General features: G+C 69.7%; 23 protein-coding genes. 13 read left to right on the forward strand and 10 right to left on the reverse strand.

All coding sequences use genetic code 11. From position 1 onward, the window contains the following. The first annotated feature begins 76 nt into the window (after window positions 1-76). On the forward strand, window positions 77-502 hold the full coding sequence (locus ACFXAZ_RS13220; RefSeq protein ID WP_384588904.1) for a hypothetical protein: 426 nt from the start codon (window positions 77-79) through the stop codon (window positions 500-502). Here the strand turns inward: ACFXAZ_RS13220 and ACFXAZ_RS13225 are convergent. The 5 genes from ACFXAZ_RS13225 to ACFXAZ_RS13245 form a co-directional block, all read right to left on the reverse strand. Next, on the reverse strand, window positions 482-1,177 hold the full coding sequence (locus tag ACFXAZ_RS13225) for a B3/4 domain-containing protein (RefSeq protein ID WP_384588907.1): 696 nt from the start codon (window positions 1,175-1,177) through the stop codon (window positions 482-484). The genes ACFXAZ_RS13220 and ACFXAZ_RS13225 overlap by 21 nt on opposite strands. 9 nt (window positions 1,178-1,186) lie before the next feature. After that, a complete protein-coding gene (locus ACFXAZ_RS13230) occupies window positions 1,187-1,780 on the reverse strand; it encodes a transglutaminase domain-containing protein (RefSeq protein ID WP_384588910.1) in 594 nt (197 codons plus the stop codon). Window positions 1,781-1,887: 107 nt separating this feature from the next. Then, window positions 1,888-2,958 (reverse strand): threonine aldolase family protein, encoded by a 1,071-nt coding sequence (locus ACFXAZ_RS13235; protein ID WP_384588913.1) that lies wholly within the window; start codon window positions 2,956-2,958, stop codon window positions 1,888-1,890. Further along, the gene (locus ACFXAZ_RS13240; protein WP_384588916.1) at window positions 2,955-3,701 is read right to left on the reverse strand and encodes an SDR family NAD(P)-dependent oxidoreductase; all 747 of its coding nucleotides are present in this window, start codon (window positions 3,699-3,701) and stop codon (window positions 2,955-2,957) included. The genes ACFXAZ_RS13235 and ACFXAZ_RS13240 overlap by 4 nt, the downstream gene beginning before the upstream one ends. A gap of 38 nt (window positions 3,702-3,739) precedes the next feature. After that, on the reverse strand, window positions 3,740-5,137 hold the full coding sequence (locus tag ACFXAZ_RS13245) for a DUF6421 family protein (RefSeq protein WP_384588919.1): 1,398 nt from the start codon (window positions 5,135-5,137) through the stop codon (window positions 3,740-3,742). A 619-nt stretch (window positions 5,138-5,756) separates the two neighbouring features. Here ACFXAZ_RS13245 and ACFXAZ_RS13250 point away from each other — a divergent pair. Then, a complete protein-coding gene (locus ACFXAZ_RS13250; protein WP_384588922.1) occupies window positions 5,757-6,440 on the forward strand; it encodes a glycerophosphodiester phosphodiesterase in 684 nt (227 codons plus the stop codon). A 59-nt stretch (window positions 6,441-6,499) separates the two neighbouring features. On the opposite strand, the gene ACFXAZ_RS13255 is transcribed toward ACFXAZ_RS13250, so the two are convergent. Beyond that, on the reverse strand, window positions 6,500-7,042 hold the full coding sequence (locus ACFXAZ_RS13255; protein ID WP_384588925.1) for a GNAT family N-acetyltransferase: 543 nt from the start codon (window positions 7,040-7,042) through the stop codon (window positions 6,500-6,502). Window positions 7,043-7,249: 207 nt separating this feature from the next. Further along, window positions 7,250-8,167, reverse strand: a complete 918-nt coding sequence (locus tag ACFXAZ_RS13260; protein WP_384588929.1) for a GNAT family N-acetyltransferase — start codon at window positions 8,165-8,167, stop codon at window positions 7,250-7,252. A gap of 243 nt (window positions 8,168-8,410) precedes the next feature. On the opposite strand from ACFXAZ_RS13260, the gene ACFXAZ_RS13265 reads away from it, so the two are divergent. Next, a complete protein-coding gene (locus ACFXAZ_RS13265) occupies window positions 8,411-9,166 on the forward strand; it encodes a VOC family protein (RefSeq protein WP_384588932.1) in 756 nt (251 codons plus the stop codon). A 219-nt stretch (window positions 9,167-9,385) separates the two neighbouring features. On the opposite strand, the gene ACFXAZ_RS13270 is transcribed toward ACFXAZ_RS13265, so the two are convergent. Then, entirely contained in the window at window positions 9,386-9,631 is a 246-nt protein-coding gene (locus ACFXAZ_RS13270) for a hypothetical protein (RefSeq protein ID WP_384588935.1), read from the reverse strand. A gap of 91 nt (window positions 9,632-9,722) precedes the next feature. On the opposite strand from ACFXAZ_RS13270, the gene ACFXAZ_RS13275 reads away from it, so the two are divergent. From ACFXAZ_RS13275 to ACFXAZ_RS13295, 5 genes are all read left to right on the forward strand, one after another. Beyond that, complete coding sequence (locus tag ACFXAZ_RS13275) at window positions 9,723-10,271, forward strand: DUF5134 domain-containing protein (protein ID WP_384588938.1); 549 nt, start codon at window positions 9,723-9,725, stop codon at window positions 10,269-10,271. Window positions 10,272-10,555: 284 nt separating this feature from the next. After that, a complete protein-coding gene (locus tag ACFXAZ_RS13280) occupies window positions 10,556-11,491 on the forward strand; it encodes a M56 family metallopeptidase (protein ID WP_384588941.1) in 936 nt (311 codons plus the stop codon). Window positions 11,492-11,550: 59 nt separating this feature from the next. Next, window positions 11,551-12,231 (forward strand): phosphatase PAP2 family protein, encoded by a 681-nt coding sequence (locus ACFXAZ_RS13285; RefSeq protein WP_384588944.1) that lies wholly within the window; start codon window positions 11,551-11,553, stop codon window positions 12,229-12,231. A gap of 82 nt (window positions 12,232-12,313) precedes the next feature. Continuing rightward, the gene (locus tag ACFXAZ_RS13290; RefSeq protein ID WP_384588947.1) at window positions 12,314-13,003 is read left to right on the forward strand and encodes an HAD family hydrolase; all 690 of its coding nucleotides are present in this window, start codon (window positions 12,314-12,316) and stop codon (window positions 13,001-13,003) included. A gap of 297 nt (window positions 13,004-13,300) precedes the next feature. Continuing rightward, window positions 13,301-13,975 carry a TetR/AcrR family transcriptional regulator gene (locus ACFXAZ_RS13295; RefSeq protein ID WP_384588950.1) on the forward strand — a complete coding sequence of 225 codons (675 nt, stop codon included), beginning with the start codon at window positions 13,301-13,303 and terminating at the stop codon, window positions 13,973-13,975. A gap of 43 nt (window positions 13,976-14,018) precedes the next feature. Here ACFXAZ_RS13295 and ACFXAZ_RS13300 read toward each other — a convergent pair whose 3' ends face one another. Beyond that, the gene (locus ACFXAZ_RS13300; RefSeq protein ID WP_384588953.1) at window positions 14,019-15,521 is read right to left on the reverse strand and encodes an LVIVD repeat-containing protein; all 1,503 of its coding nucleotides are present in this window, start codon (window positions 15,519-15,521) and stop codon (window positions 14,019-14,021) included. A 206-nt stretch (window positions 15,522-15,727) separates the two neighbouring features. On the opposite strand from ACFXAZ_RS13300, the gene ACFXAZ_RS13305 reads away from it, so the two are divergent. The 4 genes from ACFXAZ_RS13305 (at window position 15,728) to ACFXAZ_RS13320 (ending at window position 19,776) form a co-directional block, all read left to right on the forward strand. Next, on the forward strand, window positions 15,728-16,396 hold the full coding sequence (locus tag ACFXAZ_RS13305; protein ID WP_384588955.1) for a DUF305 domain-containing protein: 669 nt from the start codon (window positions 15,728-15,730) through the stop codon (window positions 16,394-16,396). 263 nt (window positions 16,397-16,659) lie between these two features. Continuing rightward, window positions 16,660-18,015 carry an FAD-dependent oxidoreductase gene (locus ACFXAZ_RS13310; RefSeq protein WP_384588958.1) on the forward strand — a complete coding sequence of 452 codons (1,356 nt, stop codon included), beginning with the start codon at window positions 16,660-16,662 and terminating at the stop codon, window positions 18,013-18,015. Window positions 18,016-18,146: 131 nt separating this feature from the next. Continuing rightward, window positions 18,147-19,535: a nucleobase:cation symporter-2 family protein gene (locus ACFXAZ_RS13315; RefSeq protein WP_384588961.1), complete on the forward strand. Its 1,389-nt coding sequence runs from the start codon at window positions 18,147-18,149 to the stop codon at window positions 19,533-19,535. A 49-nt stretch (window positions 19,536-19,584) separates the two neighbouring features. Further along, window positions 19,585-19,776 (forward strand): hypothetical protein, encoded by a 192-nt coding sequence (locus ACFXAZ_RS13320; protein ID WP_384588964.1) that lies wholly within the window; start codon window positions 19,585-19,587, stop codon window positions 19,774-19,776. Window positions 19,777-19,845: 69 nt separating this feature from the next. On the opposite strand, the gene ACFXAZ_RS13325 is transcribed toward ACFXAZ_RS13320, so the two are convergent. Beyond that, entirely contained in the window at window positions 19,846-20,592 is a 747-nt protein-coding gene (locus tag ACFXAZ_RS13325) for a PaaX family transcriptional regulator C-terminal domain-containing protein (RefSeq protein WP_384588967.1), read from the reverse strand. A gap of 89 nt (window positions 20,593-20,681) precedes the next feature. Between ACFXAZ_RS13325 and ACFXAZ_RS13330 the strand changes: the two genes are divergently transcribed. Next, entirely contained in the window at window positions 20,682-22,355 is a 1,674-nt protein-coding gene (locus tag ACFXAZ_RS13330; RefSeq protein ID WP_384588970.1) for an acyl-CoA dehydrogenase family protein, read from the forward strand. Window positions 22,356-22,657: the final 302 nt, after the last annotated feature.

Raw genomic sequence — 22,657 nt, forward strand, 5'->3', positions numbered from 1 at the left:
CCGGCGCGCCCCCCCCGCGGCGATAGCACCCCGAAAACCGGTGGGCCGCGGCGGCAGGCCCGGCCACACTGGGGCCATGCCTCGCAGAATCATGTTCGTCCAGCTCAAAACGGGCTACGACATCGACCGCGGCCCCTCCTGGATCGGCTGGGTGGACTTCTCCAAGACCTGGAAGACCGCCTACTTCCAGGGGCGGACCCTGCGACGCGCCACCAGTGGCGGCATGTTCGACGCGAACTTCCACGACGTCGACAGCGACGACGTCTTCTGGATCTCCGGCCCGAAGCGCGACCGGAGCGACACCCGGTACGGACCGGAGGATCCGGCCGTGGACGCCGACGCCGCGGACGCGTACCGGGCCTTCCTCCAGGGGGCGCCGCTTCCCGGCAGGGAGGACGGCTGGACGCCGACCGGGCCACGACCAGGCCGGTCGTTCGATCGGTCGACTGATCGATCGTCCGATCAGTCGATCCTCCCCGGATCAGCGGCTCGCGCTGCCTAGGGTGATCTCCGCGCCGGGGCTGAACTTCTCCAGCAGTTCGGCGAGTTCGGCCGCGGCGGACTCCACCTCGGCGACCGGCATGGGCGCGAGGCTCTCCAGCAGGAAGATGCCGGAGGTGGTCCCCTCGCCGAGCCGGGTGCGCGGGCCCTGGCGCCAGTTCCAGCGCCGGCAGGTGACGCCGAGACCGTCGCGCCACACCACCTCGCCAGGCTCCGGGTGTTCGACGGTCTCCTCGCCCCCGGCGGCGGTCACGAAGTCCTCGTCGCCGTGCGCCCGCACCAGCCGCATGCCGCCCTCGATCCGGTCGATGTCCTCCCCGCCGACCGGGATCAGATGGGCCACGCTGATGGCGTTGTAGAGGTCCACCAGGAGGTTGATCCGGGGCAGCCCGGCATCGGTCAGCGCCCGCTTGGCCAGCGCCTCCGCGGAGTTGCGGGTGCGGGAGGGCTTGGCGCCGAACGCGGTGTAGGCGGCACGCCAGGCGGCCATGTGCGGGTCCTCGTGCGGCGCCCGCCCGGCCAGTCGTACGGCGAGCCGCTCGGCGGCCTCGTCCAGCAGCGCCGAACCGGCCTCGGTGCTGGGCCCGTTGACGAGTCCGTGGGCTTCGACGGTGACGTGGGTGAAGCCGGGCACGAGGGCGTGCACCTCGTCGGACACGGTCAGGGAGAACGTCATGGCCTGCCTTCAGAGCGCGGTGGGGAGGGTCTTCCAGAGGTGAGGCCGGTCGGGGGCGGCCTTGAGGGCATCCAGGACGACCGGGTGCGGTTCAGCGTACAGGACTGGATAGTCCACCTCACTGGACTCCAGATCGACCGGGAAGGCCAGCCGCTCACCGTCCAGGGAGAACCGGGCATCCACGCCCGGTTTGTTGCCGCGCGGATCCTGCCGGTGCCAGGCGCCGTTGAAGCGGACGGCGACCAGCCCGTGTACGACATGACCGCCGCCCCCGTCATGCCGCAGCCGCTGATAACAGAGCGCGGTCGGGATGTCCTCGGCGCGCAGCAGGGCGGCGAGCGCGTGGGCCTTGGCGTAGCAGATGCCGGTGCGCCGCTCCAGGACGTCCGAGGCACGCCAGGTGACGCGAAGATCGCCGCTGTCGGCGGAGTGCGGGATCGTATCGCGTACGAATTCGAAGGCGACCCGCGCATAGTCATACGAGTCGGCGGCCCCGCGCGCGAGCCGGGCGGAGGTCTGCCGGACGAGCGGATGCTCATGGTCGATGACCTGGCCGGCGGCCAGATACGCGGACAGGTCGGGGTCGTGCTGGATCAGCTGCATGCCCCCAGAGCATAGGAATACGATCACCCGAACGTCAATGCATTTACAAGCGACCGCATACCTATGCACGCATCGCATGTCATTCGCGTCGAAGCGGAGCCGTCGGCTCAGCCGGCCATCTCCTCCTTGAGGGCCGCGACGAACGTGTCCACGTCGTCCTCGGTGGTGTCGAACGCGCACATCCAGCGCACATCCCCGGCCGCCTCGTCCCAGAAGTAGAAACGGAACCGCCGCTGGAGCCGTACGGTCACGTCGTGCGGGAGCCGGGCGAAGACGGCGTTGGACTGGACCGGGTGGAGCAGTTCCACGCCGTGCACCGCGCGGACGCCCTCGGCGAGTCGCTGGGCCATCTCGTTGGCATGGCGGGCGTTGCGCAGCCACAGGTCCCTGGCGAGCAGGGCCTCCAGTTGCACGGACACGAACCGCATCTTGGAGGCGAGCTGCATGGACAGCTTGCGCAGGTGCTTCATGTGGCTGACCGCGTCCTGGTCGAGCACGACGACCGCTTCGCCGAACAGCGCGCCGTTCTTCGTGCCGCCCAGGGAGAGCAGATCGACACCGGCGGCGTTGGTGAACGCCCGCATGGGGACGTCCAGGGACGCGGCTGCGTTGGCGAGCCGGGAGCCGTCGAGGTGGACTCTCATCCCGAGGCCGTGGGCGTGCTCGCAGATCGCGCGGATCTCGTCCGGGGTGTAGACGGTGCCCAGCTCGGTGCTCTGGGCGATCGAGACGACCTGCGGCATGGCCCGGTGCTCGTCGTCCCAGCCGTACGCCTGCCGGTCGATCAGCTCCGGCGTGAGCTTGCCGTCGGGTGTGGGCACGGTGAGCAGCTTCAGTCCGCCGACCCGCTCGGGCGCCCCGCACTCGTCGACGTGGATGTGCGCGCTCTCGGCGCAGATCACCGCGCCCCAGCGGTCCGTGACGGCCTGGAGCGCGACGACGTTGGCGCCGGTGCCGTTGAAGACCGGGAAGGCCTCCGCGGTCGCCCCGAAGTGGCTGCGGATCACACTCTGGAGATGCTCGGTGTAGTCGTCCTCGCCATAGGCGACCTGGTGGCCGCCATTGGCGAGCGCGAGGGCGGCGAGCACCTCCGGATGGGCGCCGGCGTAGTTGTCGCTGGCGAAGCCGCGGACCTGCGGGTCGTGGTGACGGCGCGCGTCGGTCTTCGGGGGGTTCACGGCTTCTCGGTCAGCCACAGACGTTGTCCGTTCACTTCGGCGGCGGGCTTGTCCCAGACGCCTACGACAGCGTCGGCCAGGTCGGTGACATCGGTGAAGCCCGCGAACCTCGCGTTGGGCCGGTCGGCGCGCATGGCGTCGTGGACCAGCGCCTTGACCACCAGGATCGCAGCCGCCGCGTTGGGTCCGCCCTCGCCCCCGGCCTTGTGGAAGTAGTCACCGAGGGCCAGCGTCCATGCCTCGGCGGCGGCCTTGGCGGCGGCGTACGCGGCGTTGCCCGCGGTGGGCTTGCTGGCCCCGGCCGCGCTGATCAGCACGTACCGGCCGCGGTCGCTGCGCTGGAGCGCCTCGTGGAAGGCGAGCGAGGTGTTCTGGACCGTGCGGATCAGCAGCAGTTCCAGGAAGTCCCAGTCGTCGAGGCGGGTCTTGGTGAAGGTCTCGCTGCCGCGCCAGCCGCCGACGAGATGCACCAGGCCGTCGACCCGCCCGAAGTCCTTCTCGATGCGGTTCGCCCAGTCCTGGGACGACTCCCGGTCGAGCAGATCGACCGTGTCGCCGATGACGGTCGCACCTCCGTGCGCGTAGCTGGCCGCGTCCACGGCCTCGGCCAGCCGCTCCGGATCGTTGTCCGAGCCGATGACGGTCGCCCCGGCCTCCGCCAGCCGCACCAGCGCGGCCCGCCCGGCGGGCCCGCCCGCCCCGGCCACCGCGATCACCGCGCCGCTGAGAGCCCCGTTCCCCATGTTCCTCGCCTCCTGAGCAGCGTTTCCGATGCGGTCGCTCACGCGGCGACCCGCTCGGCGGTGTCCCTGGTGATACCCCGGGTCGAGGCGATCACGCTTTTCAGCTTCTTGGACAGCGCCTCATAGAACATGCTGAGCGGAAACTCGTCGGGAAGCACGTCATCGACGAGTTTGCGGGGCGGCAGGGACAGATCGAGGGCGTCGGGGCCCTTGGCCCACTTGGATCCCGGGTGCGGGGACAGATACGTGGCGACCAGCTCGTACCCCTTGAACCAGTGGACCAGCTTGGGGCGGTCGATGCCGTCGCGGTAGAGGGTCTCGATCTCGGCGCACAGCTGGTTGGTGACCTGCGGGGCGCGCTCCCAGTCGATGGAGAGCCTGTTGTCGGTCCAGCGGACCACGTCGTGCCGGTGCAGGTAGGCGAAGAGGAGCTGGCCGCCGAGGCCGTCGTAGTTGCGGACGCGCTCGCCGGTGACCGGGAAGCGGAACATCCGGTCGAAGAGCACGGCGTACTGCACGTCGCGGGCCTGCGGGACACCGTCCTGGGCGAGCTTGACGGCCTCCTTGAAGGCGGTCAGGTCGCAGCGCAGCTCCTCCAGGCCGTACATCCAGAACGGCTGCCGCTGCTTGATCATGAACGGGTCGAACGGCAGGTCACCGTGGCTGTGGGTGCGGTCGTGGACCATGTCCCACAGCACGAACGCCTCTTCGCAGCGCCTCTGGTCGTGCACCATCGCGGCGACGTCCTCGGGCAGCGCCAGGCCCAGCAGATCGACGGCGGCGGCGGTGACCCGGCGGAAGCGCGCGGCCTCGCGGTCGCAGAAGATTCCGCCCCAGGAGAAACGTTCTGGCGCCTCGCGCACGGCGATCGTCTCGGGGAAGAGCACGGCCGAGTTGGTGTCGTAGCCGGAGGTGAAGTCCTCGAAGGTGATGCCGCAGAACAGCGGGTTGTCGTAGCGGGTGCGCTCCAGCTCCGCCAGCCAGTCCGGCCAGACCATCCTCAGGACGATCGCTTCGAGATTGCGGTCCGGGTTGCCGTTCTGGGTGTACATCGGGAAGACGACCAGATGCTGGAGTCCGTCGCGGCGATCGGCGGCCGGCTGGAAGGCCAGCAGCGAGTCGAGGAAGTCCGGCACCAGGAACCCGCCGACCGACCAGCGCCGCAGATCTTCGGCCAGGGCCGCGTGATAGGCGGCGTCGTGCGGCAGCAGCGGCGACAGCACCTGTACGGCGTCGATCACCTCGGCGACGGCACGCTCCACGTCCGCGCGGGCCGGGGCGCCCTCGGCGGCGAGATCGACCGAACCGTCCTTGGACTGCCAGTCGCGGATGCGCTCCACGGCGCCCTTGAGCGCGGGCCACGCCGGATGCTCGACCACCCTGGGCGCAGCAGGAACCCGCCCATTGGTGGTCGGCTGCACAAGAATTTCCGTCATGTCCCATCCTCCACGGGAGAACCTCGCGTAGGAACACCGTATGCGTACGAGCTTTCTCCCAGCAAGCGGCGTCTCGGGAAATTATCCTGCGCTCCCCCGCCGGTCGCCGTGTTTTTTCCTGCGGGGTACGGGGGTGGCGGACCGGTTGGGTGTGGTTCGGGGGCGTGGGGGCGGGTCCGGGTGGGACGGGTGGGACGCGTGAGCCCGGGACGGGCCCGGCGGGCCGGGGCCGGGCGGAGGCCCAGGGGGCCGGGGGGCCAGGGGCCCAGGGGGCCGGGGCCGCTCGCGGGGCACCGCAAGGACGCCGGCGCGGTGCCGGAGGGGCTCCCGGGGGTGTCGCAGGGACTCTGGGCGGGGGCGCCGTATGGAGATGCTCCCGGGGTGCCACAAGGACGCTGCCAGGGCTCCGCAGGGGCGCTGGCAGCTGCCGCAAGGAGTTGCGGCCGGGGTGCGGGCCTTGCGTCGCCCGGCTTCCCGGATCCGGCGCGCCGTTCGGGGCGGATCCGCAGCGTACGTGCGGGTTCATCTCACGTCCCGGCCACTAAAGTGCGGAATTCATACCGCGCGGACGGCCGCTGTCCGCACGGCCGCCTGCCCGTCGACGGAAGCGAGCTGAACCTTGAACTTCCTCACCATCGGACACCGCGGAATCATGGGCGTCGAGCCCGAGAACACCCTGCGTTCGTTCGTGGCCGCCGAACACGCCGGCCTCGATATGATCGAACTCGATGTTCACTTGAGCAAGGACGGCGCTCTGGTCGTTCTCCACGACGAGGATGTGGACCGGACCACGGACGGCACCGGCCCGGTCGCCGAGAAGACCCTCGCGGAGCTGCGCGCGCTGGACGCCGGGCGTGGCGAGCGGATCCCGTTCTTCGAAGAGGTGCTGGACGCCGTACGCTCCCCGCTCCAGGTCGAGATCAAGGACACCGCCGCGGCCCGTGCGCTGGCCGACGTGGTGCGGGACCGGAATCTGGTGGAGCGGGTGGAGGTGTCGTCCTTCCACGACGAGGCGATCGCGGAGATCGGCCGCCTGGTGCCCGGCGTACGTACCGCGCTGATCGGCAGCCGGTACGGCACGGACATCGTGGAACGCGCGGTCCAGGTCGGTGCGCGCACCATCTGCCTGAACATTCGCCGTCTCACCCTGGAAGTCACGGAAGCCGCGCGCGGGGCGAATCTGCGGATCATCGGCTGGGTGGTCAACACCCAGGACCAGCTGCGGCTGGTACGCGCCCTGGAACTCGACGGCGCGACCACCGATCATCCCGAGATCAAACGAACAGGCCGCTTCACCGCGTAGCTGCCCGGCGGGACGCGTGACGCCCTGCCGGGCCCCGTCACGGCCCGCCGGGACGCGCGCTACAGATCCTTGACCAGCAGCTCGAACTCCAGGTCGTCCCGCTGCGGAATCCCGAACCGCTCCTCGCCGTACGGGAACGGGGTGGTCTGCCCGGTACGCCGGTAACCACGCCGCTCGTACCAGGCGATCAGATCCTCCCGTGCGGTGATCACGGTCATGTGCATCTCTGCGGCGTCCCAGAGGTGGCGGGCCCGCCGCTCGGCCGCGGCGCTGATGTCTTTGCCGAGGCCGGCGCCCTGGAGGGCGGGGCTGACCGCGAACATGCCGAAATAGGCATGATCATTACGGTGTTCGAGCTGGCAGCACGCGACGACCCGGCCGTCCCGCTCGACCGTCAGCAAGCCGCCCTCCGGGGTTTTGATCACTTCCAGTACGCCCTCGGCGTCGGTGCGCTGCCCCTCAAGGATGTCCGCCTCGGTGGTCCACCCGGTCCGGCTGGAGTCTCCGCGATAGGCCGATTCGATCAACGCGACGAGATCGTTCACATCGGCGTCGGTGGCATCGCGGTACGTCAGTCCGTCGGTGGCGGGGCGGGCGTCCATGGGGCACTTCTCCGTTTCAGCGGCACGGCTCGGCAGGGACGAGCGTAACGCGCGCGGCAAACCCCCAAGCCGGGCGATCAGCCGTCCCCGGGAGGGCCGCTCGGCCTTCTGACCTCGCCTCCTGACCTCGCCGTGTGCCACGAGTTCGGCACCGCCGATCGAAGTCGATCAGGGACGGTCGGAAGCGATTGGGAAGGGTCCGGGGGCTCAGCGACCGTCGGACCCGTACCGCCATCCTCGGTCGGTGCGGGTGAGTTCCCGGAAGCCGGCCGTGATCAAACGATCGATCGCAACCTGATCGTCCGCCTCCTCGTACGTCAGAAGGCGGTCCGCCCCGCACAGCCGAAGCCAGTCGGCGGCCTGACCGAGCAGCCACTCCTCCCATCCCTCGTTCTCCCGTACGACGACCAGGTTGCCGATGTCCGCGAGACCGGCGGCACGGGTGTGGCGCTCGGGGCGGGCGAGGGACGTATCGACCTCGATGAAGCCGGCTGCGTCACCGTCGGCGCTGTACGCCGTGAAACGAGTGCCGCACTCCCCCAGGGTGCGCACGGCCCGAACCCCCGGCCGGGGCTCGGGTACCGACTCCGGCAGATCGGCGACCCGGGCGATCAGCAGCACCTCGGTGCCTCCGACGTGCCGGAAACCGGCGTTCTCGTACACGGCCCGGATGTGCGGCCAGGGCTGGGGCACGCCGTACACGGCAGGCGCGGGCAGGGCACCGTCGGCGAGGCACACCCGGACGTCCCAGCGGGCGAGCTGGGCCAGGCAGGCGTTCATCAGCAGTTCGGCGGCCTTGTGGGTGTCCGGCAGGAAGGACGCCTCGGGCCGACCGACGAACCAGCTGATCTCGCCCACGCCGCGATAGTCCTCGCCGACCTCGTCGTCCGCGCGGTAGCGCAGCAGATGCGCCGCCGCGACGATGTGCCGCCGCTCCTCGGCGACCAGAGTGATCCGCTCGGCGACCCACGGATCGGTGATGAACTCGTCCGGCTGCCGCTCCAGCGAGCTGAGCACGGTGTTCACGGACACGCCGACGCCGGGGACCACGGCGGCAATGTGCAGATTGATCAGATCGGTGAGCTGATCACGGTCCGCGCGGTGGAAGGGACGCACGGTGGGCATGGGTGACCTCCGGTCATGGAGTGAGCTACTGGGAGGCCGCCATGCGATGCGGTATGCGGGGAGCTTACGACAGGGAGGGCGAGGCGCGCGAGACGGTATGGGACAGGGCGATGGTGACGCTTCCGCCGCGGGTCCGGCGTCACGCGTCGCGCGGCGCGTCCCCCGGTCGCACGATGGTGGTGAGGACACGCCCGAGCGGCCACAGGGTCCCCCCTGCGGCAGGAACACCAGGAAAGGACCGCCATGAGGCTCGAAAAGCCGGTCCCAGGTGGACCCTGCTGGACGGAGGTCGGCACCGGCGACCTGGAGGCGGCCAAAGCGTTCTACGCGGAGTTGTTCGGCTGGCGCACGGAGACTGACCCGCGCCGGGAGGCGGGCGGCTACACGATGGTGTATCTCGGGGACGCGCCGGTGGCCGCGCTGACCCCGCTGTACCAGGAGTCGCAGCCGGTGGCCTGGAACGTGTCGTTCCAGGCAGCTGATGTGGACGCCGCCGCGCGGACGGTGTCAGAGGCGGGCGGGGCCCTTCTGCTCGACCCGATGGATGTGCTCGACGTGGGCCGTTTCGCGGTCGCCGCCGATCCGACGGGCGCGGTCTTCCAGATGTGGCAGCCGCGCGCCTTCGAGGGCGCCGGACTGTTCAACGCGCCCGGCTCGCTGGGCTGGGTGGAACTGCGGACCCGAAACCCCGACCAGGCCAGGACCTTCTACCCGCAGGTGTTCGGCTGGACCGTGAGCGATTCCGAGCGCTATCCCCAATGGGGCATCGCGGGCGCGGACTTCGGCGGGATGACGACGATGGACGACAAGTTCCCGCCCGAGGTGCCGCCGCACTGGCTGCCGTACTTCGCGGTCACCGATGTCGCCACCACCGCCGCCATGGCCACGAGCGCGTCCGGCACTGTCCTGATGGAGCCGACGACCTTTCAGGACAGCCTCAGGATCGCGGTACTGCGGGATCCACAGGGAGCGGCGTTCGGCGTGTACGCCGCGAGCTGAGCCCTTCTCGCGGCTCCAGCACGCAGGTCGCTGCGGAGTGGCGGGGCGGTGCCTTTCGCGGGCGTGAGGGCTGTATCCCCGGCCCCGGCCCCGGACAGGGTCGCTTCCGCGCGGCTCAGCCGTACCGCTCATGCGGCGCCGCGCTCGTGCCGACAAGTCTGCCGCGACCGCTCACCGGGTTTGTGCCACCCAAGCCCGGTGGCACTGCCCCACCCCCGTTCACAGGCTGCGCGTCCACTGCCACCACTCACCGGACACGGCATCGTCGGTGGCACGCACCTCGGCGGGCGCGACGGCCCAAGGAGCGGCGGGCGAATTCCAGAGCGAGGAGTACGGGGCGGTCGGCCTCGGCGTCGGCCCGCGCGTGGCGAACCTCCGCAGCGCCCGCGCGGCCCGTTCACGGCCCCTTCCGCAGCGGAGATACATCGGCCCGTCCCACCCGTCCCTTGCCTCCTGTGCTCCCATGAACGCTCCCCGTGTACGCCCATGCGCTCGCGTGCGCGCCGCGCGGGTCGGGCATCGCATCCGTGACCGTGTGTCGAGCGGGGAGGTGCGCGTGCACGGACCGGCTTCGCCCGGATGGCTACTGGTGGCGCTGTGCGCCGTGACCGGCGCCTATTGCGTGCGGCGGATGCGCGGCGCCGCCGCGGAGGAGCGCCGTACGGCAGGTGACGAGGCCCTGATGGGATTCGGCATGGCAGCCATGGCCGTGCCGACGACGGTGTTCACCCCACCGTCGTGGACCTGGCCGGTCTACGCCGTGGTGTTCGGCGCGGCGGGACTACGCGCGCTATGGGTCGCTCACAAAGGCGCGCATCATCTGCACCACGCGGTCGGCGCGTTGGCGATGGTCTACATGGCGGTCGTAATGGGCATCTCCGCCGGGCAAGGGCATGTTCACGGTGGCAGTTCGGCCGGTCTGCCGCTGGTCACGGGGGCGTTCCTGCTCTACTTCACGGGCTATGTACTGGTGTCCGGTATGCGTTTGATTCCCGTACCGGGGGTCGCGGGAGCGCCGGTGGGGTGGGGCGACCGGCCGGAGTTGACCCAGGCGTGCCGCCTGTCGATGGGGATCGCCATGGTGGCGATGCTGATGCTCATCTGAACATTCCCGGTTGATCGGATTCGGGCGAGGGCGCAACAGCAGATGTTCGTGATGCCAGGCAGAGGCACGTTCAGGCGGAGCGAAGGCACATGGAGTCAGAGCAAACGAACATGACGCCCTGAGCACGATGGGCGGGCAACCGGGGCGGCATACGCGGCGCCTGTGGAAGGGCGGGGACTGAACCTACCCGGTGCCTGCGCCCGGCGCGACGAAACCGTGGTCTGCGTCACTTTGCGGGCGAGGCCCGTACCCCGGGAGACCCGCCCCCTCGTAGGCTGCGGCCCATGATGGTCCCCGCGGCACTGCTGCTGCTCGGCGTTCTGACCGCTGTGCTCGGCCCCAGGATGCTCGCTCGTGCCGCCTGGCCGGACCATGAGCCGGTGGTCGCCCTGTGGGCGTGGCAGTGCGTGGTGGCGGCCGTACTGATGTGCTGCGCGCTGTCGATGACGCTGAGCGCGGCGGCGGCCTGGCAGGCAGTGCGCGGACATGTGTTCGCGCCGGCGCCGAACGCGGTCGTGGAGGCGTACGCCCTGGGCGCGGCCGGGCCCTGGGCGGCGGCGACGGCGGTGACGCTCGCGCTGGCCGGGCTGTGGAGCGGCGCCATGCTGCTGCGGGAGATCGCGCGAGCCCGGGCGCGGCATCAGCTGCGGCGGGCGGAACTCCGTCTCCAGGCACCGCTGTTGCCCGGCGAGAAGGCCGCCGCGGGTCGGCTGGTGGTCTTGGAGGGCGAGCGGCCGGATGCCTGGTGGCTGGCGGGGACGCCGCCCCGGATGGTGGTCACGACGGCCGCGCTGCGCCGACTGAAGGGCCGCCAGCTGGACGCGGTGGTGGCGCACGAGGAGGGACACGCGCAGGCGCGGCACGACTGGTTGCGGCATTGTTCGGCGGCGCTGGCGGCCGGGTTCCCCCAGGTGCCGGTGTTCGCGGCGTTCCGGGAGGAGATGCACCGGCTGGTGGAACTCGCTGCCGACGACATGGCGTCCCGCCGCTTCGGTCGGCTCACCACCGCACTCGCGCTGGTCGAACTCAACGAACACCGCGGTGTGTTCGGTCCTTCCCCGACTTCCCAGGCGCATGTGCCGCAGCGCGTGCAGCGATTGCTGACCGCTCCTGAGCGCCTTCCGGCGATACACCGCCTGCGGCTGACGGCGACGGCGGCGCTGGTGCCGGTGATCCCGGTGCTGGTGACCTTCGTGCCCGGACTGAGAGCGCTGGGTTAGCAACCCTTCACAGGCCCCGACGGTGGCCTCGCGCCCCACCGGTCGGCAAGAATTGCAGTATGACCACCACGCCCGTCGACCGCCCCACCCGTCCACCACAGCACCGGACCGCTCTCCGCGCGGCGCTCGCGTTCGCGGTCTGCTCGCTTGCGCTGCTCATTTTGGTCGCGGTGTCGTGGGGCCCGCTGATCACGGTCGATGAGCGGATCGCTCGGACCACGCACGGCTGGGCGGTCAGCGAGGACGGGCTGACGCATGCGTTCCGGATCCTCACGGACTGGGTGTGGGATCCGCTGACCATGCGCATTCTGTGCGCAGCCGTGATCATCTGGCTGGTGTGGCGCCGCGCGGCCTGGTTCACCGCGGCCTGGCTGCTCGTGACGGTCGCGGTGAGCACGCTGGTGCAGCAGGGCCTGAAGGCCGCCGTCGGCCGCGAACGCCCCGTCTGGCCGGACCCGGTCGACTCGGCCCACTACGCGGCCTTCCCGTCCGGCCACGCCATGACCGCCACGGTGATCTGTGGCCTACTGGTGTGGCTCCTCCACCGCTACGGCGCCTCCCGGAAGGTCCTGCGCTGGGCCACCACAGTGGCTGTCGTGTCCGTCCTCGGCGTCGGGCTCACCCGGGTGTGGCTGGGCGTCCATTGGCTGAGCGACGTCGTGGGCGGCTGGCTGCTGGGGGCGATGGTGATCGCGGCGGCGGTGGCGGTGCATGAGCGATTCCGGCCGGAGAGACCTTGACCGCTGCGACGCGGCTGGCGACCGGCGACAAGGGTGGCCCGATACCGGCCCCCCTCCCAACGGCCACCCCTAGGATCGCCGCATGATCGCTGTCCTCTTCGACTTCTCCGGAACCCTCTTCCGCGTCGAAACCACCGACTCCTGGCTACGCGCGGTCCTGGACCAGACCGGGATCGGCCTCCCGGAGGCCGAGGTGGCCGCACTCGCCCAGGCCCTGGAGGCAGCGGGCGCGCTGCCGGGCGGCCCGAATCCGCAGCACCTCCCCACGGAACTGGCCGGGCTGTGGGAGGTACGCGACGAGAGCGCCGAACTGCACCGGGCCGCCTACACCGGCCTCTCCCGCCAAGTGCGGCTGCCCACCGAGCACCTGCACGACGCGCTCTACGACCGCCATATGACACCCGCCGCCTGGACCCCGTACCCGGATGCCCGGGAGGTCCTGGCCGGGCTGCGCGAGCGGGGCATCCAGGTCGGCGTGGTCAGCAACATCGGGTGGGACCCGCGCCCGGTGTTCCGCGCCCACGGACTCGATGATCATGTGAACACATACGTACTTTCGTACGAACACGGCATGCGCAAGCCCGACACCCGTCTCTTCGCGACCGCCTGCGCGGCCCTCGGCGTGGATCCGCGGGAGGTACTGATGGTCGGGGACGACCGGCAGGCGGACGGCGGAGCCGCGGCCCTCGGGTGCGCGGTTCACTTCGTCGATCACCTGCCGGCGGGGAAGCGACCGGATGCACTGCGCCCGGTACTGGATCTGATCGACTGAACATCGAACATTGATCGATCGATCCCGCGATCCGGCACTCTGCTGGTCCGTCGGCCCGGGGATCGCTCGACAGCCGCTTGATCTGCCGACCAAGACACGCTGGTTCCGTGCCGGGCGGGCGCCTCCCACGGCCAGGTTAGTAGCCTTGGCAAACCATCCCGGCATACAGAACCGCCCACCTCGGACGATCCCCCGTGTCGCCCGAGGCAGGCGGCGGCCAGGCCGGGCCCGCGCAGGAACCGGTCCGGACGCCCTGAGTATAGTTGGCTGGCAGCCAGTCAACGCAGGAGTTACAGCATGTCCCCGCGCAGCGCCCAGGTCAATGAAGAGCTGCGGCGCCGTTCGCGTGAGCGATTGCTCCACGCTGCGATCGAACTGGTCAGCGAACGCGGCTATGAGGCGACAACGTTGGCGGACATCGCCGACCGCGCGGGCTCGGCCCGTGGCCTGGTGTCGTACTACTTCCCCGGTAAGCGCCAGTTGGTGCAGTCCGCGGTGCACCGTCTGATGCACCGCACGCTGGAGGAGGGCCTGGAGCGCGAGCCGCGCACCGACGACGGCCGGGAGCGGATGGCGCGGGCGATCGACGCGATCCTGGGCCTGGCCCGGGACCAGACCGTATTGATGCGCCAGCACATGGCGGGTCTGCTCCAGGCCGAGGGTTTTGTGCAGTGTCCGGAGCAACGCCGCCTCGCGGAGCTGCTGCGGGACACGGTCGCCCGGCGCGGCTCCAGGGACGTGCAGGCCGACTACCCGATGATGCGGTCCTTGCTGATGGGCGCGGTCTACGCGATGGTGCTGCCGAACGTCCCGATGCCGATCGCCGCGGTCCGCGCCGAACTCTTCCGGCGCTACGGGCTCGACTGGGAGCAGGGTGTCCCGCCGGATGCCGAGGCGCCCGGCGGGACGTGTGAGCGGGATCTGTCACGGTTCTTCGCGCCGGACGAACCCCCGGACACGAAGCCTCGCTAGCCGATCAATCGATCAACCGGCAGCTGAGCGATCGATCAGCCGGTCAGTCGAAATAGTCCGGCTGGGTCTGCACGTTCAGCTCCCGCAGCTGGACCCAGCGCGCCGGATCCGTACGACGGTCGTTGAGCTTCAGTACATCGAAGCCCTTCGCCATGTCGTTCGAGTAGATGTAGCCGTTGTAGTAGTACGCCGACCACGAGCCGCCGACCGTGAGCGTGTCGGTGGAGAGCGGACCGCGCTCGAAGTAGGCGATCTCCTTCGGGCGGGACGAGTCGGTGAAGTCCCAGACCGAGACACCGCCCTGGTACCACGCCTGGACCATCAGGTCCTTGCCCTTGACCGGGATCAGCGAGCCGTTGTGGGCGACGCAGTTCTCGGTGTCGGCCTGGTGCCGCGGGATCTTGAAGTAGCTGCGGAACACCAGCTCGCGCTTGTCGCCCTTGCCGACGATGTCGTAGATACCGTCGGCACCCCGGTTCGGACCGATCGCCGCGTTGCAGGTGGCGCCACCGCCCCCGCCCAGCTCATCGGTGAAGACGACCTTGTTCGCGGTCTGGTTGAAGGTAGCCGAGTGCCAGAACGCGAAGTTCACGTTGTCCTGGACCTGATCGATGACCTTCGGCCGTTCCGGGTCCTTGATGGAGAACAGAATGCCGTCACCCATGCAGGCGCCCGCGGCGAGGTCCTGCTCGGGCAGCACGGTGATGTCGTGGCAGCCGGTGGTCTTCGACACGCCCGGGTTCGTGGGTCCGCCCGGGTTGCCGCCACCGTCCGGGCCTTCGCCCGGGAACAGCACCGGGAAGGCCACGACCTTCGCCTTCTCGGGGGCGTCGCGCGGCACCTTGATGATGGAGATGCCATCGTGCGGCGGCTGGCAGTCCGGGTAGGCGGCGTTCGGCGAGTACGAGGAGACGTACACGTAGACGTTCTTGCGCTCCGGCACCAGGGTGTGGGTGTGCGAACCGCAGGCGGTCTCGACGGCGGCGACATACCGGGGGTTGCGCTTGTCGCTGATGTCGAAGACCTTCATGCCCTCCCAGGAGGACTTCTCGGTCGTGGGCTGCGTGGTGCTGTTGCAACTGCTGTCGCTGCGCGAGGAGTCGGTCGACAGGAACAGCAGGTCACCCGAGACGGAGATGTCGTTCTGGGATCCGGGGCACAGCACCTGGGAGACGGTCTTCGGCGCCTTCGGGTTGCTGATGTCGAAGATGCGGAAGCCGTCGTAGTTGCCGGCGAACGCGTACTTGCCCTGGAAGGCCAGGTCCGAGTTGGTACCCGGGAGAACATCCTTGGGGATGTTCGCAAGGTGCTGGATGTTGGACGAATGAACAATCTCGTCCTGGGCCGGTATGTCGCCGGCGGCTATCGCCGCGCGCGCCTCGGCCTGATCGCTCGTGGACACCGACTGCTCCCCGGCCGGGGTGTCACCCGGGTCGGGGGTGGCTGCGGCCTGGTGGGCCGTCAGCAGCGTGGCCAGGAGTCCGGCCGCGGCTACGACAACTCCGAGTCGTCTGTGTCGACTCCGGGATCGGTTGAACAGGGTCACTGCGTCCTCCCTTGTTCCGTTCGCGAGGGAACGCTTAACGGATCAACCGAAGTATCGTCTCCGTCATGCACAGATCAATAGGGTGCAACGGAGTCGTAATGCAGTCTTCTGATCGGTCGAGCGCTGAAGCGTGCTAGGACAGTCACCTGCGCTCACAAAGCGCACCTTTGCGGTGTTCGCCGTCCCGCCTGCCACAGGAGGTAGTTGTGCTCTTCCGCCGTGCTTCTCGCGCGTCCCTCACCACCGCTGCCACGGCCATGGTGGCCGTGCTGGCGCTCGGGGCGTGTGAGTCCGGGTCGGACGACGAACCCACGTCAGGTACGGCGACCGGGCCCTCGGTGCTGTTGCCGGGCGAACCGGGTGACGAGAATCAGACCCTGTCCGCCGAGGAAGCCGCGGAACAGCGCGTAGAGGACGACGCGCCCAACTCGGCGGATGTGTCGTACGCGCGAATGATGATCGAGCATCACACGCAGGCCCTGGAAATGACCGAACTCGCCTCCGAGCAGGCGGAGTCAGAAGCGGTGAAGGGGCTCGCCGAACGCATCGCGGCGGCCCAGGAGCCGGAGATCGCCGCCATGGAGGCGTGGCTGACGCGGCACGGCAAGGACGGCGAGGACGACTCCGGCAGCAGTCACGACCATGCGTCGATGCCCGGGATGGCGACCGAGGGGCAACTGGAGAGCCTTCGCTCAGCCAAGGGCAGCGCGTTCGATCAGCTCTTCCTGACACTGATGATCACTCATCACGAGGGTGCGATCACGATGGCCACGGACGTCAAGGGACAAGGCAACAACATCCAGATCGAGGAGATGGCCGACGACGTGATCGCCCAGCAGACGTCCGAGATCGGACGGATGCAGGAGATGCGCTGAGCGATCGACCACGACCCACCGCGGGCACCGGGTACTTCCCGCTCCCTCGGCAGCGATCAAAGAGATCACGAGCGGACGCTTCAGGCATATACGCAACGTAATCACGTGATCACATTCCCGCGAACGGTCACGCACGGCACGCCCTCCGCTAGCGCAGTGCCGCACCCCTCCCGCTCTCGGGGACCCGGTGCGATGCTGGAGGCATCAGCGATCTCCTGCCAGGCTCCGGGTGACCGGACAGGACGGACAAGGAGAGTTCCGCCGTGTTGCGTGTCGCCGTCGTCGGTTCCGGGCCCAGCGGGGTCTACACCGCCCAGAACCTGGTCCAGCTCGATCCCGAGGTGCATGTCGATGTGATCGATCGGCTGCCGTGCCCGTACGGTCTGGTCCGCTACGGGGTGGCACCGGATCACGAAAAGATCAAATCCCTCCAGAACAATCTCCGGGCGGTACTGGAACACGATCGAGTGCGCTTCCTCGGCGGCCTCGACATCGGTTCGGGCGGCGTGCCGGTCGAACGGCTGCGGGAGCTGTATCACGCGGTGGTGTACTGCCTGGGCGCCGCGACCGACCGACGGCTGGGCATTCCGGGCGAGGATCTGAAGGGGAGCTGGTCGGCGACACAGTTCGTGTCCTGGTACAGCGCTCATCCGGACGCCGTGGACGACGGCTTCGTACGGGATGTGCGCTCGGCCGTGGTGATCGGTGTCGGCAATGTCGCGGTCGACGTGACGCGGATCCTGGCGCGCGGCGCGGTGGAGTTGAGCCCGACCGACATGCCCCAGGCCGCCCTGACGGCGCTGGCCGCGAGTCAGGTGACCGACATCCACATGGTCGGACGGCGAGGCCCGTCCCAGGCCCGCTTCACCACGAAGGAGCTGCGCGAGCTGGGCGGGCTCCCCGAGGCGGACGTACTGCTGAATGCCGGAGAGTTGGGCCTGGATCCGGCCTACGGGGACCCGTCAGCGCTGCCGGCCGTGCAGCGGCGGAACATCGAGGCGTTGCGTGGCTGGACAGACCACCAGCCCCGGGGCGCTGCGCGCAGGATCCACGCGCGGTTCTTCCTCCGCCCGGTCGAACTCCTCGCCGACCCGTCCGGCACGCAGGTGGCGGGAGTCCGCTTCGAGCGCACGGTGCCGGACGGACACGGCGGGGTCAGCGGCACCGGAGAGTGCGAGGAGATCGAGGCACAGTTGGTGCTTCGTTCGGTCGGCTATCGCGGCGTGCCCTTGGAGGGGCTGCCGTTCGACGCAGCGAGGGGGACGGTGCCGCATCGGGCCGGGCGGGTGCTGCGCGAGGACGCGGTGGCGCCGGGCGAGTACGTGGCGGGCTGGATCAAGCGCGGCCCGACCGGCGTGATCGGCACCAACCGGTCGTGCGCGAAAGAGACGGTGACGTCGCTCCTGGAGGACGCCTCCGTGATCGTACGAACAGAGCCAGGTGGTGATCCGATCACGTGGTTGCGGGCCGAGGGGTTCAGCCCGGTCGAATGGTCCGGCTGGGAGTCGATCGAACGGGCTGAGGCGGCGCTGGGCGCGTCCCTGGACAGGGGTGGCGTGGTGAAACTGCCCGACTGGCGATCGCTCATGACCGCCGCGCACGGAGACAAGGCCCGGTAGAGGCACAGGCCGAGTCGACCCCGTGATTCGTTCGCGCGGGGGGCGATCGGTTGAAGACGCCCCACACGCGGACACGAAGCGGCAACACCCTAGAAATCAACAAACTGTTTAAGAGACTTACGGTCTCGCCCATGACGAAAACCGCTCTCATACACCCGGTGGACGAGGTCCCGCCCATACGCCAACTGGCCGCCTTCGGCCTGCAACATGTGCTCGCGATGTACGCGGGCGCCGTGGCCGTCCCGCTGATCGTCGGCGGCGCGATGAACCTTCCGCCGGCTGACCTGGCCTATCTGATCACAGCCGATCTTCTGGTGTGCGGAATAGCGACGCTCATCCAGTGCGTGGGCTTCTGGCGCTTCGGTGTTCGTTTGCCGATCATGCAGGGATGTACGTTCGCCGCCGTGTCGCCGATGGTGCTGATCGGTACGACGGGTGGCGGGCTGCCCGCGATCTACGGCTCGGTGATCGTGGCAGGGCTCGCCATCATGCTCCTGGCGCCGCTCTTCGGACGGCTGCTGCGCTTCTTCCCGCCGCTCGTCACGGGCACGGTCATTCTGATCATCGGCGTGTCGCTGTTGCCGGTCGCGGGCAACTGGGCGGCCGGTGGTGCCGGCGCGGAGGACTTCGGCGAGCCGAAGAATCTGGCGCTGGCGGCCTTCGTGCTGGCGGTGGTGCTGGGCGTGCAGCGGTTCGCACCGGTGTTCCTCAGCCGGATCGCGGTGCTGATCGGCATCGCGGTGGGCCTGGTGGTTGCGGTGCCGTTCGGGTTCACGGACTTCGGCGGCGTGGGCGACGCCGACTGGCTGGGCATCAGTACGCCGTTCCACTTCGGGGCGCCTACCTTCGAAGTGTCGGCGATCGTTTCGATGCTGATTGTCGCTTTGGTCTGCATGACCGAGACGACCGGTGACTTCATCGCGGTCGGCGAGATGACCGGGCGGAAGGTCGAGCCGCGCGCGCTCGCCGACGGGCTGCGCGCGGACGGCTTGTCGACCGTGCTCGGCGGAGTGTTCAACACCTTCCCTTACACGGCGTACGCACAGAACGTCGGTCTGGTCGGGATGACCCGGGTGCGCAGCCGCTGGGTGGTGGCCGCGGCGGGCGGCATCCTGGTGCTGCTGGGCCTGCTGCCGAAGCTGGGCGCGGTGGTCGCGGCCATCCCCGCGGCGGTGCTGGGCGGTGCGGGCCTGGTCATGTTCGGCACGGTCGCGGCGAGCGGCCTGCGCACTCTGGCCGAGGTCGACTTCCAGGGCAATCACAATCTGACCGTGGTCGCGGTCTCGGTGGCGATGGGCGTGCTGCCAGTGGGTGTTCCGACGATCTACGACGCGTTCCCCGACTGGTTCCAGACGATCATGCACAGCGGGATCAGCGCCGGCTGCTTGTCCGCGATCGTGCTCAATCTGGTTTTCAATCATCTTCCCGCGAAAGCGGGCTCAGCCCTCGCCGAGCCGGACGGCCCAGCTGTCGGGGGCGCCGACCAGGACGCCCAGCAGCCCCGGGAGAAGGCCGTCTAGACCGTCCTGGTCCTGGGCCATTCGTTTTGGCCGTGCCGCGGTACGTCTGATGGATCACTCCGTTCTCGCGCAGCGCCCGGAACTGCTGCGTGGTCGTGGACTGGGTGAGCGGAAGATCGAAATACGAACAGAAACGCTCGTCGCCGTCGACGGCAGCAAGCGTTCGCACGGTCCGCAGTCGCGGCACGACGGGCAGTGCGTGAAGCATCTCTCCAGCCTGATTCCGTCACCGGCGGGATAGGGCAGCTCACGGGCACTTCGGCGGCGATCGCATCGTGGAGGCGACCGGAGTGCCGTGTCGGCCGCCGTCTCACGTCCGGTGCACCAGCCCTCCGACCTCCGTCCGATAGCCCGCGTACGCGGCCCGCAGGGCCGTTCCCGGCCAGTCCGGGGGCAGCAGCTCGGGCGGCAGGACCGGGTCGGCGAGCAGGTGCCGTACGACGGCCGCGAACGCGGTGAAACGCTCGGCCGGACGACGCACTCGCGCTACGTGGGCGAGCAGGGACCGCGCGGTGCCTGCCCAGCCTTCGAGGGGCCACAGGCTCGCGGCCAGTTCGCTCGCGGGCTGTTCCGGGCGGGCCGCGTAGCGCTGGGCGACCTGGGCGAAATCCGCCGGCAGCGGGCGAAGGAGGTTGGCCGGGCGCAGCCAGATGCCTTCGCGGAGTTCGGCGAGCCTCAGGGCGGTCAGGCGGGCGCGCAGCTCGGCGCGCTCGGCGGGGCCGCGGCCGGTGGCGGTGATGACGGCCATCTCCCAGTCACCGTCCCACGCGCGCGTGCCTGGCTCCGCGGCCTCGTCCTGGCGGCGCTGTCGTTCCAGCAGCCGGTCACTGAGCCCGTACACGGTCCCCGCGCGCCGGAGATCACCGGCTGCGACCATCCGGCTGAGCGCCGCTCGCAGGGTGGACCCGCCGACCCCGAACGGCGCCACCGCGCTCACCAGATCCCGTACGGGCAGCTCGGGCGGATGCACCCCGAGCAGCAGGCTCAGCACGACCGACCGCGCGGACAGCGAGCGCAGCTCGACGCCGGGCTCGGCGGGGCGGACGGGCGGATTCATGGGCGTACCTGCACATGCATGGCCGTACCTTACGCGCGAGCGATGTTGCACTATTGCTGCACTCGTAGGAATAGTGCAACACTCGTGGTATGGCCTCCATATCCGCGCACGACACGTTCCCCTCGGGCGAGCCGCACGTCACCCATGAGGTGATCAATCAACCGTCTCCGCTCGCTCCCTACGACGCGTCCGACGACGTGGCCCTGCTGGAGGGGCTGCGCCGGGAGGGGGCCGGATGGGCGGAGAGGGAGCTTCGGCGGCTGGGGCGGCGGGCCGGTGGGGTGGAGGCTCAGGAGTGGGGTGAGCTGGCGAACCGCCATGAGCCCGTTCTGCACACTCACGATCGTTTCGGCAACCGGATCGACGAGGTGGAGTTCCATCCAAGCTGGCACCAGCTGATGCGGGTGGCGGTGGAGGAGGGGCTCGCGGGTGCGCCCTGGGCGGACAACCGACCCGGCGCGCATGTCGCCCGTACGGCCGGCGGGCTGGTGTGGGGGCACAGTGAGGCCGGACACAGCTGTCCCACGTCGATGACCTATGCGGCCGTCCCGGCGCTACGTCGCCAGCCGGAGCTGGCGAAGGCGTACGAGCCGCAGCTGACCAGCCGGGAGTACGACCCGGGTCTGCGGGTGCCGAGCGAGAAACGCGGGCTGCTCGCGGGGATGGGGATGACGGAGAAGCAGGGCGGCTCCGATGTTCGAACGAACAGCACGATCGCCACGCCGACCGCCGAATCGGGCGTGTACATCCTGCGCGGGCACAAGTGGTTCACGTCGGCGCCGATGTGCGATCTGTTCCTGGTGCTGGCGCAGGCCCCGGACGGCCTGTCGTGCTTCCTGGTGCCGCGTGTGCTGCCGGACGGCACGCGCAATCCGTTCCGTATCCAGCGGCTGAAGGACAAGCTCGGCAACCGGTCGAACGCTTCGTCCGAGCCCGAGTTCGACGGCACGATCGCCTGGCTGGTCGGACCGGAGGGCCAGGGCGTCAAAACGATCATCGAAATGGTCAATTGCACACGTCTGGACTGTGTGATGGCTTCCGCGACCCTGATGCGCAAGACGCTGGTCGAGGCAGGCCATCATGTCCGTCACCGCAGTGCCTTCGGCGCGCTGCTGGTGGATCAGCCCTTGATGCGCAATGTCCTGGCCGATCTCGCCCTGGAGGCGGAGGCCGCGACGACGCTCACGCTGCGGTTGGCGGGTGCAGCCGACCGCGCGGTGCGTGGCGACGAGTCTGAGCGCGGCTTCCGGCGGATCGCCACGGCCGTCGGCAAGTACTGGGTGACCAAGCGCGGCCCGGCGTTCACCGCGGAGGCCCTGGAGTGCCTCGGCGGCAACGGCTACGTCGAGGAATCGGGCATGCCTCGGCACTACCGTGAGGCGCCCCTCCTGTCGATCTGGGAAGGCTCGGGCAACGTCAACGCACTTGATGTGCTGCGTGCACTGGGCCGCGAGCCCGGCACCGCAGACGCCCTGTTCGCCGAGTTGGCTCTCGCGCGCGGCGCGGACGCCCGTCTGGACGCCGCGATGGTCAGCCTCAAGGAGCTTCTCGCCACCGCCACGCCGACGAGTGCGCGCCGTCTGGTCGAGCGGATGGCCCTGACGCTCCAGGCGTCGCTCCTCGTCCGCCATGCCCCGCCTGCCGTCGCCGACGCCTTCTGCGCAACCCGGCTGGGCGGCGACTGGGGGCACTCCTTCGGCACGCTCCCGGACACCGCGGACATCGACGCGATCCTGGCGCGGGCGCTGCCGGAAGGCGAGTGAGGCGGGTAGAGCGGGGGCAGGGCTGATCAGCCGCAGGGGGCGGGGTCAGTGCTCGGAACGCGGCGCGGCGTCCCGTGCCATCGGGACTCCGGGGCCCAGCTCGCCAGCACCTTGAAGCTCTCCTCGAACGGGCTGCCGGGCTCGGGGGTGTGGACCGTGAGCAAGGGCGCGGCGCTCGGCCGTACGTTCGCGGGCGTCCCCGCGCACGCGCGCGCCCTGCGACCTCGCGCTCCCGCGCGCGTACGTGTCCCAGATCCCATATCCTCCCGGCCGGATTCCGGTTCGTTGTCAGTGCCGTGGTG

This window comes from Streptomyces sp. NPDC059477, from assembly GCF_042749375.1.
In the GTDB taxonomy this organism is placed as follows: Bacteria; Actinomycetota; Actinomycetes; order Streptomycetales; family Streptomycetaceae; genus Streptomyces.

Bases quoted from the DNA above. Each gene is read 5' to 3' on its own strand.
- ACFXAZ_RS13270 (WP_384588935.1), bottom strand. From the start codon at position 9,631: ATGGGAGCACAGGAGGCAAGGGACGGGTGGGACGGGCCGATGTATCTC.
- ACFXAZ_RS13225 (WP_384588907.1), bottom strand. From the start codon at position 1,177: ATGACGTTCTCCCTGACCGTGTCCGACGAGGTGCACGCCCTCGTGCCC.
- ACFXAZ_RS13320 (WP_384588964.1), top strand. From the start codon at position 19,585: ATGGATCACTCCGTTCTCGCGCAGCGCCCGGAACTGCTGCGTGGTCGT.
- ACFXAZ_RS13280 (WP_384588941.1), top strand. From the start codon at position 10,556: ATGATGGTCCCCGCGGCACTGCTGCTGCTCGGCGTTCTGACCGCTGTG.
- ACFXAZ_RS13260 (WP_384588929.1), bottom strand. From the start codon at position 8,167: ATGCCCACCGTGCGTCCCTTCCACCGCGCGGACCGTGATCAGCTCACC.
- ACFXAZ_RS13330 (WP_384588970.1), top strand. From the start codon at position 20,682: ATGGCCTCCATATCCGCGCACGACACGTTCCCCTCGGGCGAGCCGCAC.
- ACFXAZ_RS13285 (WP_384588944.1), top strand. From the start codon at position 11,551: ATGACCACCACGCCCGTCGACCGCCCCACCCGTCCACCACAGCACCGG.
- ACFXAZ_RS13220 (WP_384588904.1), top strand. From the start codon at position 77: ATGCCTCGCAGAATCATGTTCGTCCAGCTCAAAACGGGCTACGACATC.
- ACFXAZ_RS13230 (WP_384588910.1), bottom strand. From the start codon at position 1,780: ATGCAGCTGATCCAGCACGACCCCGACCTGTCCGCGTATCTGGCCGCC.
- ACFXAZ_RS13290 (WP_384588947.1), top strand. From the start codon at position 12,314: ATGATCGCTGTCCTCTTCGACTTCTCCGGAACCCTCTTCCGCGTCGAA.
- ACFXAZ_RS13240 (WP_384588916.1), bottom strand. From the start codon at position 3,701: ATGGGGAACGGGGCTCTCAGCGGCGCGGTGATCGCGGTGGCCGGGGCG.
- ACFXAZ_RS13295 (WP_384588950.1), top strand. From the start codon at position 13,301: ATGTCCCCGCGCAGCGCCCAGGTCAATGAAGAGCTGCGGCGCCGTTCG.
- ACFXAZ_RS13325 (WP_384588967.1), bottom strand. From the start codon at position 20,592: ATGAATCCGCCCGTCCGCCCCGCCGAGCCCGGCGTCGAGCTGCGCTCG.
- ACFXAZ_RS13255 (WP_384588925.1), bottom strand. From the start codon at position 7,042: ATGGACGCCCGCCCCGCCACCGACGGACTGACGTACCGCGATGCCACC.
- ACFXAZ_RS13245 (WP_384588919.1), bottom strand. From the start codon at position 5,137: ATGACGGAAATTCTTGTGCAGCCGACCACCAATGGGCGGGTTCCTGCT.
- ACFXAZ_RS13265 (WP_384588932.1), top strand. From the start codon at position 8,411: ATGAGGCTCGAAAAGCCGGTCCCAGGTGGACCCTGCTGGACGGAGGTC.
- ACFXAZ_RS13315 (WP_384588961.1), top strand. From the start codon at position 18,147: ATGACGAAAACCGCTCTCATACACCCGGTGGACGAGGTCCCGCCCATA.